13 protein-coding genes and 1 pseudogene are annotated in these 13,373 nt (G+C 71.6%); 5 read left to right on the forward strand and 9 right to left on the reverse strand.

The window, feature by feature from the left end; genetic code table 11:
* Window positions 1–118 precede the first annotated feature (118 nt).
* The 5 genes from ABZ576_RS33980 to ABZ576_RS34000 form a co-directional block, all read right to left on the reverse strand.
* Window positions 119–1,210 carry an LLM class flavin-dependent oxidoreductase gene (locus tag ABZ576_RS33980; RefSeq protein ID WP_360749862.1) on the reverse strand — a complete coding sequence of 364 codons (1,092 nt, stop codon included), beginning with the start codon at window positions 1,208–1,210 and terminating at the stop codon, window positions 119–121.
* Window positions 1,211–1,296: 86 nt separating this feature from the next.
* Entirely contained in the window at window positions 1,297–2,244 is a 948-nt protein-coding gene (locus tag ABZ576_RS33985) for a fumarylacetoacetate (FAA) hydrolase (RefSeq protein WP_360749865.1), read from the reverse strand.
* A gap of 49 nt (window positions 2,245–2,293) precedes the next feature.
* Window positions 2,294–3,466 (reverse strand): MFS transporter, encoded by a 1,173-nt coding sequence (locus ABZ576_RS33990; protein WP_360749891.1) that lies wholly within the window; start codon window positions 3,464–3,466, stop codon window positions 2,294–2,296.
* A gap of 124 nt (window positions 3,467–3,590) precedes the next feature.
* Entirely contained in the window at window positions 3,591–4,880 is a 1,290-nt protein-coding gene (locus ABZ576_RS33995) for a pyridoxal phosphate-dependent aminotransferase (protein ID WP_360749867.1), read from the reverse strand.
* Between the two features lie 5 nt (window positions 4,881–4,885).
* The gene (locus tag ABZ576_RS34000; RefSeq protein ID WP_360749870.1) at window positions 4,886–5,071 is read right to left on the reverse strand and encodes a lysine biosynthesis protein LysW; all 186 of its coding nucleotides are present in this window, start codon (window positions 5,069–5,071) and stop codon (window positions 4,886–4,888) included.
* Window positions 5,072–5,345: 274 nt separating this feature from the next.
* On the opposite strand from ABZ576_RS34000, the gene ABZ576_RS34005 reads away from it, so the two are divergent.
* The 3 genes from ABZ576_RS34005 (at window position 5,346) to ABZ576_RS34015 (ending at window position 7,602) form a co-directional block, all read left to right on the forward strand.
* Window positions 5,346–6,104, forward strand: coding sequence for an arylmalonate decarboxylase (locus ABZ576_RS34005; RefSeq protein ID WP_360749873.1), 759 nt, complete (start codon window positions 5,346–5,348; stop codon window positions 6,102–6,104).
* 94 nt (window positions 6,105–6,198) lie between these two features.
* Entirely contained in the window at window positions 6,199–6,915 is a 717-nt protein-coding gene (locus tag ABZ576_RS34010; protein WP_360749876.1) for an SDR family oxidoreductase, read from the forward strand.
* A 267-nt stretch (window positions 6,916–7,182) separates the two neighbouring features.
* Complete coding sequence (locus tag ABZ576_RS34015; protein ID WP_360749894.1) at window positions 7,183–7,602, forward strand: cold shock domain-containing protein; 420 nt, start codon at window positions 7,183–7,185, stop codon at window positions 7,600–7,602.
* A gap of 126 nt (window positions 7,603–7,728) precedes the next feature.
* Here the strand turns inward: ABZ576_RS34015 and ABZ576_RS34020 are convergent, their stop codons facing one another.
* Window positions 7,729–9,195: a non-reducing end alpha-L-arabinofuranosidase family hydrolase gene (locus ABZ576_RS34020; RefSeq protein ID WP_360749879.1), complete on the reverse strand. Its 1,467-nt coding sequence runs from the start codon at window positions 9,193–9,195 to the stop codon at window positions 7,729–7,731.
* 483 nt (window positions 9,196–9,678) lie between these two features.
* Here ABZ576_RS34020 and ABZ576_RS34025 point away from each other — a divergent pair, with 483 nt between their 5' ends.
* Together ABZ576_RS34025 and ABZ576_RS34030 are read left to right on the forward strand one after the other, a co-directional pair.
* Window positions 9,679–11,112, forward strand: coding sequence for an endo-1,4-beta-xylanase (locus ABZ576_RS34025; RefSeq protein ID WP_360749882.1), 1,434 nt, complete (start codon window positions 9,679–9,681; stop codon window positions 11,110–11,112).
* A 31-nt stretch (window positions 11,113–11,143) separates the two neighbouring features.
* Window positions 11,144–12,154, forward strand: coding sequence for a hydrolase (locus ABZ576_RS34030; protein WP_360749885.1), 1,011 nt, complete (start codon window positions 11,144–11,146; stop codon window positions 12,152–12,154).
* 189 nt (window positions 12,155–12,343) lie between these two features.
* Here the strand turns inward: ABZ576_RS34030 and ABZ576_RS34035 are convergent, their stop codons facing one another.
* The 3 genes and pseudogenes from ABZ576_RS34035 to ABZ576_RS34045 all read right to left on the reverse strand — a co-directional run.
* The gene (locus ABZ576_RS34035) at window positions 12,344–12,631 is read right to left on the reverse strand and encodes an SCO5918 family protein (RefSeq protein ID WP_360749888.1); all 288 of its coding nucleotides are present in this window, start codon (window positions 12,629–12,631) and stop codon (window positions 12,344–12,346) included.
* A gap of 77 nt (window positions 12,632–12,708) precedes the next feature.
* The gene (locus tag ABZ576_RS34040) at window positions 12,709–13,044 is read right to left on the reverse strand and encodes a hypothetical protein (RefSeq protein ID WP_360749897.1); all 336 of its coding nucleotides are present in this window, start codon (window positions 13,042–13,044) and stop codon (window positions 12,709–12,711) included.
* Window positions 13,045–13,195: 151 nt separating this feature from the next.
* Window positions 13,196–13,373, reverse strand: a pseudogene (locus tag ABZ576_RS34045) (ATP-dependent helicase); the annotation flags it as partial.

Raw genomic sequence — 13,373 nt, forward strand, 5'->3', positions numbered from 1 at the left:
CGAGGTCCGTGGTGGCCGTCACCCGGGGAGCGTCCGGCACCCCGGCGGCCTGCTCCGCCAGCACCCGCGTCACCGCACGCAGCCGGTGGTCGTCCGCCGCTTCGTCGTACCGGTGCTCCTACGCCGGCTGGGGCGCCTGGTACGGCAGTCCGTAGCTGTCCGCGATCAGCGACAGCGAGGTGACACGCTCCCGCAGGCCGTGCGCGTTGGAAGCGAGCATGAGCTCGTCCGCGTCCGTCCGCTTCCGCAGGGCGTCGAGCCGGTCCCGCACGGTGTCGGGCGTGCCGTACACGGCGTTGTCGAGCCAGCCCGCGAGGATTTCCCGCTCCCGCGGGGTGAAGACGTGGGACCTGGCCTCCTCGGGGGTCGGGACGAGCCCCGGGTGCCCGGTCCGGAAGCGCACCGTGGTCAACGCCCCGGTGAGCGCCTGGTCGCGGGCCCGTTCCTCCGTCTCCGCGGCGAACGCGAAGACACCCACGATCGCGTAGGGCTCGGACAGCAGCGGGGACGGCCGGAACGTCGTCCGGTACAGGTCCAGCGCCGGGATCGTGTTGTGGGCCGCGAAGTGGTGCGCGAAGGCGAACGGCAGGCCCAGGTGGCCGGCGAGCCGAGCGCTGAAACCGGACGAGCCGAGGAGCCACACCGCGGGCCGCCGCGCCGAGGGCCCCTGGACGGGGCCCGGCACGGCGTGCACCCGGCGGTACGGGTGCCCGTCGGGGAAGTCGTCGTGGAGGAAGGCCAGCAGCTCGGCCACGTCCGCCGGGAAGGAGTCGCCGGTCGCCGCCCCGCCGGCCCGGCGCAGCGCCCGCGCGGTCACCTGGTCGGTGCCCGTCGCCCGCCCGAGCCCGAGGTCCACCCGGCCGGGAGCCATCGCCGCCAGCGTGCCGAACTGCTCGGCCACCACCAGCGGGGCGTGGTTGGGCAGCATGACACCCCCGGAACCGAGCCGGATCCGGGTGGTCTGCGAGGCCAGGTAGGCCAGGATCACCGCCGGGCTGCTGCTGGCGATGCCGGGCATCGAGTGGTGCTCGGCGACCCAGTAGCGGTGGAAGCCGCGCGCCTCCGCCAGCCGGGCGAGCCGTGCGGAGGTCCGCAGGGCCTCACCGGCGGTGTGGCCCTCGCCGACCGCCACCAGATCGAGGACGGAGAGCGGGACCGGAGCCCTGCCCCTGGCGGTGCCCCGCACCGGCTCGTGCGTCTGGTCGGCCATGTGGTGTCCCTCCGTGGTCGTGTGGTCGTGCGCGGAATCCGCTCCCGCCGATTCCGCGCGACGACCGGCACGAGCGGCTCGGGGAACTACTGCGGACGCGGCACCGCGGGCGCCGACCGGTCCCAGTAGCGGACCTCGTTGGCCAGCACCACGCCGTGGCTGGACACGTCGAGGACCATCCGGTCACCGTCCTCGATCCGGAACCCGTCGTGGTAGGTGGCCTTGTCCGCCCCCAGGAACAGGTAGTTGACCAGGCCCGGCCGGCGCAGCGCGGGGTAGGAGAACAGGTACTCCGTCATGTCCGGCACCCGGTGGAAGATGGAGTCGGCGCCGCACGAGAAGTCGCCGTACCACGCCTTGGCGCCGTCGCGTTCGATGGTGACGCTGCCCGTCACCCGCTCCGGCGGGGCGTCGAGGAAGAGGTACGGCGCGATGGACGTCTCGCACAGCTTCGCGTACGGCGTCCACGCCCACGGCTTCTGGAGGTGGAGGCCGATGTCGTTCAGGTCGTTGCCGAAGGTGTAGCCGGCGTAGTGCGGAACGCCCTGGTCGTCGTTGGCGTACACCAGCACCACCTCGGGCTCCTCCAGGAGCCAGACCGGGTCGGCCGGGGTGAGCAGCGGCTCCTCCGGCATGCGCAGCCAGGAGCCGAAGCCCTTGATGTAGTAGTTCGGCGGGATGAACTCCTCGTCCGGCTCCGGGGCGCGGTCGAACTTGGTGCGGTGCGTGCCCATGAAGCCGTTGATCAGGGAGTTGTCGCCGGCGGTCGGCAGCAGCGGGGGCAGGAACCGCAGGCCGGGGTCGTCGAGGGCCACCTCGGCCGGCGCGGATTCCCCGGTCACGGCCGGACCGAGGTCCTGCGGGCCGCTGCCCGCGACGAGGGCCGCGTGCAGCTGTCCGGCGGCCACCGGGTACAGCTCCAGGGGGCTGCCGGGCTGCGGCAGGCCGTGGCCCGCGTACCGCCGGCCTTGGTACTCGCACTCGAAGACGATCGACGTGCCTGTCGTGCCTGTCGTGCCTGTCGTGGCTGTCATGGTTGTCGGACCTCCTTGGAAAAGGGCGGGTGAGGGGTCGACGCGGCGGTCACTGCTGCGGCGTCGCCGGGCCGGCCGCACGCCGGCCGGGGAAGCCGTGCGCGCGGGCCGCGAGCACGACGGCGAGGACCGGCACCAGGAGAACCAGCACCGTCCAGGGGAACGCCTCGGCCCCGGCGGCCTCCAGCAGGAGGCCGCCGGCGATGCCGCCGCCGGCCATCGCGACGTTCCACAGCGTCACCAGGATGGCCTGGGCGGCGTCGGCCGCCTCTCCTCCGGCCTGGCCTGCGGCGGTCTGCAACAGCGTCGGCACCCCGCCCCAGCCCAGTCCCCACAGGGCGGCCGCGACGTAGACCAGGGCATCGGTGCCGGAGAAGGCACCCATGACCGCGACGGCGGCACCGACCAGCAGGGTGCTGGCGACGGTCAGGGTGCGCAGGTGGGCGTGGATGTAGGTGCCGACGGCCCAGATGCTGACCAGGCAGGCGACACCGAAGACCAGCAGGGCCGCGTCCACCTGGCCGCCCATGCCGATGTGGTCGAGATAGCTGGCGACGTAGGCGTAGAGGATGGTGTGGGCCAGCACGAAGACCAGGGTGACGAACAGCACCGGCGTCACACCCGGCACGTTCAGGGTCCGGCGCATCGGTATCTTGCCCGCGGCCTCCTGTCCGGGCTGGTCCGGTGCGGCCACCGCGATCCAGACGAGCAGGACGGCGGTCACCGCGGTGATGGCCCAGAAGGCGGCCCGCCAGGAGACCACCTGGCCCAGGAAGGTACCCGCCGGGACGCCCAGGGACAGGGCGACGGGAATGCCGGCCATGGCGATGGCGATGGCCCGGCCCTCCTGGTGGGGGGCGACCATACGGCGGGCGTAGCCGGCCAGCAGTGCCCAGGCCAGGCCGGCGGCGACACCGGCGACGAACCGGGCGGCCAGGGTCAGCGGGTAGTTCGCCGAGAAGGCGGTGACGGTGTTGGCCACGGCGAAGCCGGTCATCGCGGTCAGCAGCAGCCGCTTGCGCGGCCATTGGGCGGTGGCCGCGGACAGCGGGATGGCCGTGAGCACCGTCCCCAGCGCGTAGATGGTCACCGTCTGACCGGTGGCCGACTCGCTGGTGCCGAGGCTGGAGCTCATGTCGGGCAGCAGCCCGGCGGGCAGGGTCTCGGTGAGACTCGTGATGAACACCGCGACCGCCAGGGCGAGCAGTGCCGCCATCGGCATCTTCCGGTCGGCGGCCGACGTCGTGTCGGAGGCGAGCAGGGACGGGACGGTTGTGCCGGTGGACGGCTCGGCGCTGGTCATGGGATGCAGGAACCTTCGGTGTGAGGGTGGGGCCCGACGGGGATCAGGACTGCGGAACGCGGACGCCGGTGAGGTCGGCCAGAGCGGTGCCGAACTGCTCCAGGTTCTTCCGGATCCACGGCAGCGCCGGCGGGTCCGGCGCGGTGAGCGCGGCGGAGCGCTGCGCGTCGTCCTCGCCGTACAGGCGGCTGGTCGCGACCCGGATCCGCAGCGGGTCACCGGACTCGCCGAAGGCACCGGCCGGGAGCACGCCGACGCCGTGGCGCTCACCGAGGAACCGGACCAGGTCCGCCCCGCCGCTCACCCGGTGGGCCGCGGCCAGGCGGGCGCGCAGCGGCTCGAAGTCCGGGTAGAGGTAGCAGGTCGCGCGTACCGGTGCGAGCAGCGCCCCGGCGGCGGTCAGCCGGCCGGCCACCGCCCGCACCACGGTCTCGTGCAGCCGGCGGCAGGCCGCGATGTGCTCGGTGACCTCCGGTGGCTCGCCGAACGCGTACGCGGCCGCGGCCTGCATGGGCGCGGGCGGACTGGACCAGATCTGGCTGGCGACCGACACCAGGCGGCGGTGCAGGGCACGCCCCGCCTCGCTGTCGGGGAGCCTGGCCACACCCGTGCGCCAGCCCCCGACGGCCAGGTTCTTGGTGAGCCCGGTGGTGACGACGGTGCGCTCCGGGGCGTGCAGGGCCGGCGACTCGGCCGGCACCGCGGTGTCGTAGACGAGGTCGCAGTAGATCTCGTCGGAGACGATGACGAGATCGAGCTCCCGGGCGACGGCCGCGAGACGGCGCACCGTGTCCGGCGAGGCGACGGCGCCGGTCGGGTTGTCCGGCAGCGTCACCACCACGCACCGCGGGTCCCGGCCGGCGGCACGCGCCGCGGTGACGGCCGTGCGCAGCCGCTCCGGGTCGGGCACCCCGCCCTGGCCCGGCGCGATCGGCACGGGGAGGGGGCGGGACCCGACGAGCCGGGCCTGCGTCGCGTAGCTGACCCAGCTGGGTACGGGCACCACCACCCCGTCCCCGCCGATGGCGAGCAGCAGCGCGAACAGCAGGGGCTTGCTGCCCGGCCCGGCCACCACGAGCCCGGGATCGGTGACCAGGCCGCGCCGGCCCCAGTACCCGGCGGCCGCGGCACGCAGGGCGTGGCTGCCGGGCACGGGGCCGTAGGCGTTCTCGTGCGCGGCGGCGGCGAGCCGCTCCCGCAGCGCGGGCAGCACGGGCAGGCCTATCTCCCCGCCGGCCATCGGCAGGACCTGCTCCCCGGCTGCGCGCCTGCGGGCCAGGGCCTCGTCGGCGGCCAGGGTCGCCGACATGGGAATGGGCGGGGCGTCGGACATGACGGTCACTGCCCCCAGTCGCGCAGCTGGACCTCGACCATCTCAAGGGTCAGACGGCCGTCCCGGACGTCCTCGACGCGCAGGGTGAGCATGCACTCGGGGCAGGAGAGGGTCTCGCCCTGGACGATCGGCGGGACGGTCAGGTCGGTCTCGCACTCGGGGCAGGCGCCGGAGAGGGTGGCGCTGGACATGGGTGGGCTCCGTTCGGTGTGGGAGGGGTGCCAAAGGCTGCGGGTGCCGCGGTGCCGGTCGCTCGGAAGGCCGCGAGGTTTCCGGATCGGGCGAGCACCGATTCACTACCTTCCACCGAAACCCGGGGGAAGGGCAAAGGCTGCCCGGTCAAGAATGCGTGGCCGATTGTCAAGCAATGTCAAGACCGGGGGGAGTTGCAAGATTGGCCCGGTGGAACGTCAAGTTGCGTGGAATGCGCCGGGACCGGCCGTGCGCGGCAACTACTGTGCCGCCATGGACATTTACCCCCTGCCCCGGCTGGGGCTCGTCGTTCCTCCGGAAAACCCGATCGCCGAACCGGAGTTCCACCGCCTGATCGGTTCCGAGATGAATGTGTACACCTCGCGTTTCCCGCTCACTCCCGGAATGGGGGTGAAGGAAACGATGCTCAGCTACAACGACGTCCTCGCCGACATCATCGGCGCCTTCGGCCGTATGCGCCTGGACGCCGCCGTGGTGGCGTGCAACGCCTCGCACTACCTGCTCGGCCCGGACGGCGACCGTGCCTTCGTCACCGAGCTGTCGGAACGTTTCGGCTTCCCCGTGCAGTCGACCACGCAGGCGATCCTCGCCGTGTGCGAGGCGTTCGGCATATCCCGGCTCACCCTCGTCTCGCCCTACTGGCCCTGGCTCACGGACACCTCGGCCTCCTTCTGGGAGGAGGCCGGTGTCACGGTCGACCGCGTCGTCCTCGCCCCCGCCGTGCCGGGCCGCACGGAGGACGAGCACGACTTCGATCCCTACCGGGTGACGACCAGGACGATCCTCACGCAGCTGCGCGAGGCCGGCCTCCCCGACGAAGGCGCCGTCCTGTTCACCGGCACCGGCATGGGCACCCTGGCCGCCCTCGCCGAACTCGACCGCGAATTCGGCCGGACCACGCTCCTGACGTCCAACCTCGCGGCGGCCTGGTGGGCACGGCGCGCGGTGGGAGCCGCCGGCGCCGACGTGCACCCGCTCCTGGAGCGCCTGGAGCGCGTCGCGGCGCGCTGACCACGCCCCGCCCCCCTCTTTTCCGATCCGCGACCCACTACCAGGAGGCACAGCCGTGGCCGCCAACAGCCCAGCACAGACGTCCGATTCCCGCGTGGCCGTGGTGAGCGGCGGCGCGTCCGGGATCGGGGCGGCCGCCGCGGCCGCGCTCACCGCCCGGGGCGTGCGCGTCGCCGCTCTGGACCTGAAGCCGGAGGAGGTCGCCGCCCCGGCCGTCGGCATCGCCTGCGACGTCTCCGACGACACCTCCGTGCGCGCCGCCGTCGACGCGGTCGTCGAGCGCTTCGGCCGCATCGACATCGTCGTCAACAACGCCGGCATCGCCGCCCAGGGCACGGTCGCCGACAACGACGACGACGAATGGCGGCGGGTGCTGGACGTGAACGTCATCGGCATGGTCCGCCTGGCCCGCGCCGCACTGCCGTACCTGCGCAAGTCGCCCGCCGCCGCGATCGTCAACACCTGCTCGGTCTTCGCCTCGATGGGTGTGCCGCGGCGCGTCCTCTACTCCGTCTCCAAGGGCGCCGTCCACTCGCTGACCCTGGCGATGGCCGCCGACCACGTCCGCGAGGGCATCCGGGTCAACGCCGTCGCACCGGGCGCCGTCGACACCCCCTGGATCCAGCGCGTGCTGGCGAAGACCGCCGACCCGGAGGCGGAGCGGGACGCGCTGAACGACCGCCACCCGCTGGGGCGCCTGGCACGGCCCGAGGAGGTCGGCGAGGCCATCGCCTACCTGGCCACCTCCGCCTCCGGCACCACGGGCACGGTCCTCGCCGTCGACGGCGGGATCCACGACCTGCGCCTGTAGGCGCGGGACGGCAGCCGCGACCCGCGCCGGAGACGCGGGACGGCAGCCGCGACCCGCGCTCGAAGGTGCCGGGACCGCGCCGGGACCGTCCCCGCCGCCGGTACGGGCCGCGCTCCCACGTGATCACTGACGGCGAGTCGGCGGATCGTTAGTATGAGAACGCGCGGGCCCAGGCCGGACGGCAGTACCCGGCACACCGGGACCGGTCCTGGATCGCGTGGTGGTCATCGGTTTCGGGTAGTGGTGTCGCGTTTCGTGGGAGTGGCTGTGGTTGCGGGTCGTGTGGTGCGTTTTGACAGTGCGCGGGGTTACGGATTCATCTCCCCGGCGCACGGTGGTGAGGACGTCTTCCTCCATGTGAACGATCTGCTGATTCCGGAGGCGTACCTGCGCTCCGGTCTTCAGGTCGAATTCGAGATCGAAGAAGGGGAGCGGGGCCTGAAGGCCTCGTCCGTCCGACTCGCGGAAGGCGCCGAGCGGAGGGTGGCGGAACCGGTCCCGGGCGGGGGCGTCGGCCTCACGGGCGACGGCGAGCCGTTGTGCGACGTGCTCTCCCAGGAGGAGTTGACCAGGGAGATGACGGAACTGCTGCTGGCGGCGGCCCCGTCGCTCACCGGCGAGCAGATCCTCGCGATCCGGCGCCGCGTGGTCGACTTCGGCAAGCGTCACGGCTGGGTCGAGGACTGAGCCCGGGACGACGGGAACCGGTCCCCGCAGTGCCGGGGACCGGCGCCGTCGCGTGACCCGGCGGGCTCGGCCTTCCGCCGAGCCCGCCGCGCCGGCTCCAGGTGGAGCCGGACCCGTCTCACGCCGTCAGCGCTGCAGGGTCAGCAGGCCCGGACGGTAGGGAAGGAGACCGTAGTCGCCGCCGGAGGAGGGGCTGCGGCCCTGGTAGAGCAACTGCAGATGGCAGGGATCGACGGTCATGGTCTGGTCGGGGCTGGTGCGGATCAGTTCGCCGTGGCTGATGTCGTTGGTCCAGGTGGCGCCGCTGTTGGCCTTGCCGGCGAAGGGATTGCTCTCGGTCGCGGCCTGGGGTGTCCACGAGCCGCTCAGACTGGTGGCCGTGAACGAGCGGAAGTAGCGGCCCTGTGCGCCGATCGCCTCGACGATCATGAGGTAGCGGTTCTGGCCCTGGAGCTTGTACACCTGCGGGGCTTCGAACAGGTTGTTCGTCGTGTCGCTCATGACCACGGTCGAGTTGGTGCCGAAGCTGCCCGGGAAGTTGCCGATCGGCATGCTGGCCCGGTAGATCTTCCCGTTGTCGCCGGCGAAGAACAGGTACATGTTCGTCCCGTCGGCGATGAGCGTCTGGTCGATGGGTCCGGTTCCGGAGCCGGAGATGCTTCCGGAGAAGAGCACCTGCTCGGATGACCAGCCGTTCGGGTTGGTGGGGTCACTCGAGGTCCGGTAGGAGAAGGAGGACCCGCCCCACTGGTAGGCGAGCACCCAGATGTTCTTCGGCGCGAAGTAGAAGAGCGTGGGCGCGACGGTGGAATTCGCCATCGTGTTCTGGCTGGCCGAGGCCATGTCCGACCAGTTGGTGAACGGGCTGAAGTTCATGGAGCCCCAGCGCGTGCCCGTGTCGTGCGTCGTCGCATAGACGAGTTGCTTGCCGTTGTAGGGCACGACGGTGAAGTCCTTGAGCGAGACCCACCCCGACTTGGGCTGCGCCAGCGCGCCCGTCGATGACCAGCGGTATGTCGACGGAAGATCGCACGTGCCGGGGGTGTCGGCGCCGACCTTGACGAGCTGCCACTGCTGGTTGCTGCCGCCCCAGTCGTCGTACTGGACGACGTTCGCGTTGTCGGCGGTGGAGGCGCCCTGTACTTCGAGGGCCTTGCCGCTGTGGCGCGAGATGAGCCTCACGTAGCCGTCCGGGCTGTCGGCCAGCCGCCACTGCTGGTTGGTGGCGTTCAGGTCGGTCCACTGGACGATCGAACCGCCGTTCGCGGTGGACCAGTTGTAGACGTCCAGGACCTTGCCGGAGTGACGGGACTTGATGCGGTAGTAGCCGTCTCCGGAGTCGACGAACTGCCACTGCTGCTGGTTCTGGTCGCTCCGGGTCCACTGGGTGATGCGGGCGCCGTCGTTGGTCGCGAGGTTGTAGACGTCCAGGGCCTTGCCGCTGTTGCGATTGACCAGCACGTACCAGGCGTCGGAGTCGACGGTCGCCGCGCTGGCGGGCTGGGCACCGAGGAAGGTGGCCACGAGCAGCAGGGGCGCGAGGACGGCCAGTAAGCGTCTCAGGGGGAGCGGGAAGGAACGGCGGAACCACATGGGGGGGCCTCCTTTTCCTAGGGGGTGAGGTGACCGCGGTGAACCGCGAAGCGGCAGCGCCGGGGCAGGTGCCGCAGAGGTGCGAAGGCCGCCGCGGGTACCGGGAAGTCGATTGCTGTGGGCGCTTGAGCCGCAGCGCTTCGCCGCGGGCCGAAATGAGCAGGTCACCGGCTGTCAGACGTCCCGACTGACGGCCGGTTCATTCCCGTCTCCGAAACTTTCGTACACAGATCGGAAACTTCTTCCGCGGCGAGTATTGACGATCCCCCGTCAATCCGTCAATCATCCCGTCTGAGGAGCCGGTCACCATTCGATATGTCGAACCGAATTGCTTTTCCCCGACTTCCCGGACTTCCCCGGCCACGAAGTCCCGTGGTCCCGCAATACCTGGATGCCGGCCCCTCACGCGCCTGCCGAGTGGGAGCGGGCGACGTGTTCCGCCGCACCGCAGTCCTTCCGTGACTTCTACCTGGAGGCACAGCCATGGGCTCTAATGCCATTCCCCCGCCCGCCGTCCGCCCGAAGCTCCGCGCAATGCTGACGGCGCTGGTCGTCGGCGTCCTCGGTGCGGTCGGTGCACTGGCCGGACCGCCGAGAGCACACGCCGCCGAGAGCACGCTCGGCGCCGCGGCGGCGCAGAGCGGCCGCTACTTCGGCACCGCCATCGCCTCGGGCAGGCTGGGCGACTCGGCGTACACGTCGATCGCGAGCCGCGAGTTCAACATGGTGACGGCCGAGAACGAGATGAAGATCGACGCCACCGAGCCGCAGCGGGGCCAGTTCAACTTCACCGCCGGTGACCGCGTCTACAACTGGGCCGTGCAGAACGGCAAGAAGGTGCGCGGGCACACCCTGGCCTGGCACTCCCAGCAGCCCGGCTGGATGCAGAGCCTCAGCGGCAGCACCCTGCGCCAGGCGATGATCGACCACATCAACGGCGTGATGGGCCACTACAAGGGCAAGATCGCCCAGTGGGACGTCGTCAACGAAGCCTACTCCGACGACGGTTCGGGCGGCCGGCGGGACTCCAACCTGCAGCGCACCGGCAACGACTGGATCGAGGTCGCCTTCCGCACCGCCCGCGCCGCCGACCCGGCCGCCAAGCTCTGCTACAACGACTACAACATCGAGAACTGGACCTGGGCCAAGACCCAGGGCGTGTACAACATGGTCCGCGACTTCAAGCAGCGCGGCGTGCCGATCGACTGCGTCGGCTTCCAGTCGCACTTCAACAGCGGCAGCCCCTACAACAGCAACTTCCGCACCACGCTGCAGAGCTTCGCCGCCCTCGGCGTCGACGTGGCCATCACCGAACTCGACATCCAGGGCGCCTCGTCCTCGACCTACGCCGCCGTGACCAACGACTGCCTGGCCGTCTCGCGCTGCCTCGGCATCACCGTCTGGGGCGTGCGCGACAGCGACTCCTGGCGGTCCGGTGACACGCCGCTGCTGTTCAACAACGACGGCAGCAAGAAGCCCGCCTACACCGCCGTCCTCAACGCGCTCAACGGCGGCTCCACCACTCCGCCCCCCTCGGACGCCGGTGCGATCAAGGGCGTCGCCTCGGGTCGCTGCGTGGACGTGCCCAACTCCAGCACCGCCGACGGCACCCAGGTCCAGCTGTGGGACTGCAACAGCGGCACCAACCAGCAGTGGACGTACACCGCCGCCGGCGAGCTCAGGGTCTACGGCAACAAGTGCCTGGACGCCGCCGGCACCGGCAACGGCACCAAGGTCCAGATCTACAGCTGCTGGGGCGGCGACAACCAGAAGTGGCGCCTGAACTCCGACGGATCCATCGTCGGCGTCCAGTCCGGCCTCTGCCTCGACGCCGTCGCAGCCGGTACCGCCAACGGCACCCTGATCCAGCTCTACTCCTGCTCGAACGGCAGCAACCAGCGCTGGACCCGCACCTGATGGGGCCTGCCACGAACGAAGGAGTGCGTCGTTGAAGACCTACGGTGCGGCTTCCCCCGCCCCTCCACCAGGACATCGCCGGCGGTTCCGGTGCACCGCCGCGGTGGCGGCGGCGGCCCTCACGGCCGGCATGCTCGTCGCGGCGATCACCGCACCCGCCCGGGCGACGACGGCGACCGCCGGAGCCGCGGCGATGAAGACCCCCGCCCGGTACGTTCCGGCCGACCGCGACGGCGGAAAGGCGCCGGACGGCGGCGGATGCGGCATCGCCCCGACCCTGACGAGCGGTACGCACACGATCTCAAGCGGAGGCAAGAGCCGCACCTTCGTCCTCAGGGTCCCCGACAACTACAACAGCGGCCACCCCTACCGGCTGATCGTCGCGTTCCACTGGCGGGGCGGAACCGCCGCCGAAGTCGCCTCGGGCGGAACGAGCGGACGCGCCTGGTCCTACTACGGCCAACAGGAGCAGTCGAACAACACCGCGATCCTCGTCGCCCCCCAGGGCCTCGGCAACGGCTGGGCCAACACGGGCGGAGAGGACGTCACCTTCGTCGACGACATGCTCCGGCGAATCGAGGGCGGCCTCTGCGTCAACACGGCGCAGCGTTTCGCCACGGGCTTCAGCTGGGGCGGCGGCATGAGCTACGCACTCGCGTGCGCCCGGGCCAACGTCTTCAGGGCCGTCGCGGTCATCTCCGGCGCCCAGATCAGCGGGTGCAGCGGCGGCACCCAGCCCGTCGCCTACTTCGGCATACACGGCATCGGCGACTCCGTCCTCGCCATCGCGCAGGGGCGTTCCCTGCGCGACAGATTCGTCGCCAACAACGGCTGCGCCCCCCAGCGCCCGCCCGAGCCCGCGCCGGGCAGCCGGACGCACATCACCACCACCTACTCCGGCTGCCGTGCCGGGTACCCGGTCCAGTGGGCCGCGTTCGACGGAGGGCACACACCCGGTCCGGTCGACGGCTCCACAGGCGAAAGCGGCGTCGCCACGTGGACCAAGGCAGAGATCTGGAGGTTCTTCGCACAGTTCCAGTGACAGGCCCGCACCATGGAGTGGAGCCGGATGCCTCGGCTCCACTCCGTCGGCGTCCACCGCCGGTTTCCGGGACGGAGCCGTCGTGTACGCGAACCGGACCCGTGCCCCATGGTTCTTGCGTGAGGGCGACGGGTCCGGTTCGCGTCCGACGCGACACGACACTTCAGCCGTCGTCGACTCCGGAACGGTTCACCAGCCGAGCGGGTCGTCGCCCGCCCGCGCATCCCAGCTCGGCGCGACCGGGCGCGCGTCCTGGCAGGTGAAGCCGAGCCGGGTCAGCGCCCGGCGCATCTCGGCCACCGTGAAGTCACGGCGGTCCTGCCTGGTGATCACTTCCCCGACCTGCATCACGGGGTAGACGCGGCGGTCGATGGTGACGGAGACGCCGATGACGGGTTCGGGCGGGACGCCGGTCATGGACTGTTCGACCGCGGTCCGGGTCAGGTCGAAGGGGTACCGGGCGATGACACAGCGCATGGCTGCCTCCACGAAGTGGGGGAGAGTGCCGGGGGCGGTGACCGGGTGACGGCGGTCGGGCGAGGTCGGTACGACGGTCAGGGGTGGAGGGCGAGCACGCCCAGGGCGTAGCCGTGTTCGTCGATCACGGGGGACACGTCCAGCGTCCGGACCCGCATGGCGTCCTCCGCCTCACCGAGTATCGATGCGGACGGGGTGAACGGTCCGCGGTCGAGTGGGATGTCCCGCAGCCGCGTCCGGTCGCTGTACCACGAGCCGCCGCGGTGTGCGGCGAGCTGGGCCCGGGTGACCAGACCCGTGCACCGGCCGTCCTCGTCCTGGAGGAGCAGGTGCGGGACGCGCGCACCGATGAGCACGGACAGGGCCACGTCGACCGCCATGTGGTCGTCGACCTGCGGCCCGGGCGCGTGCATGGCGTCACGGGCGGTCAGGCCGGTGCCGTCGGCGCAGTCGAGCTGCCGTGTCCGGGGCGGGAACGTCGTCAAAGGCTTCTCCTCGTCGTCGGGGCGGGCAGGACGGGCGACGGCTCGTCCCGGCCGCAGGGCGTGCTTCCCCCGGCTCGTGCTAGGGGGTGTTCCGCGGTGCGGGCCGGCGGCCCCGGGCGGCGGACCGGCTCCTGTGGTGCCGTCCGGCGGACCCCTTGCCCGCGGGGCGCGCCTCGGCCGGTGCGGCGACGACGACGGGCACGCCGGAGGGGGTGCGGGCGCCGGTGATGCGGTGCAGCTCGGCCTCGCCCGGGCGG

Source organism: Streptomyces sp. NPDC013455 (assembly GCF_040632975.1).
In the GTDB taxonomy this organism is placed as follows: domain Bacteria; phylum Actinomycetota; class Actinomycetes; order Streptomycetales; family Streptomycetaceae; genus Streptomyces.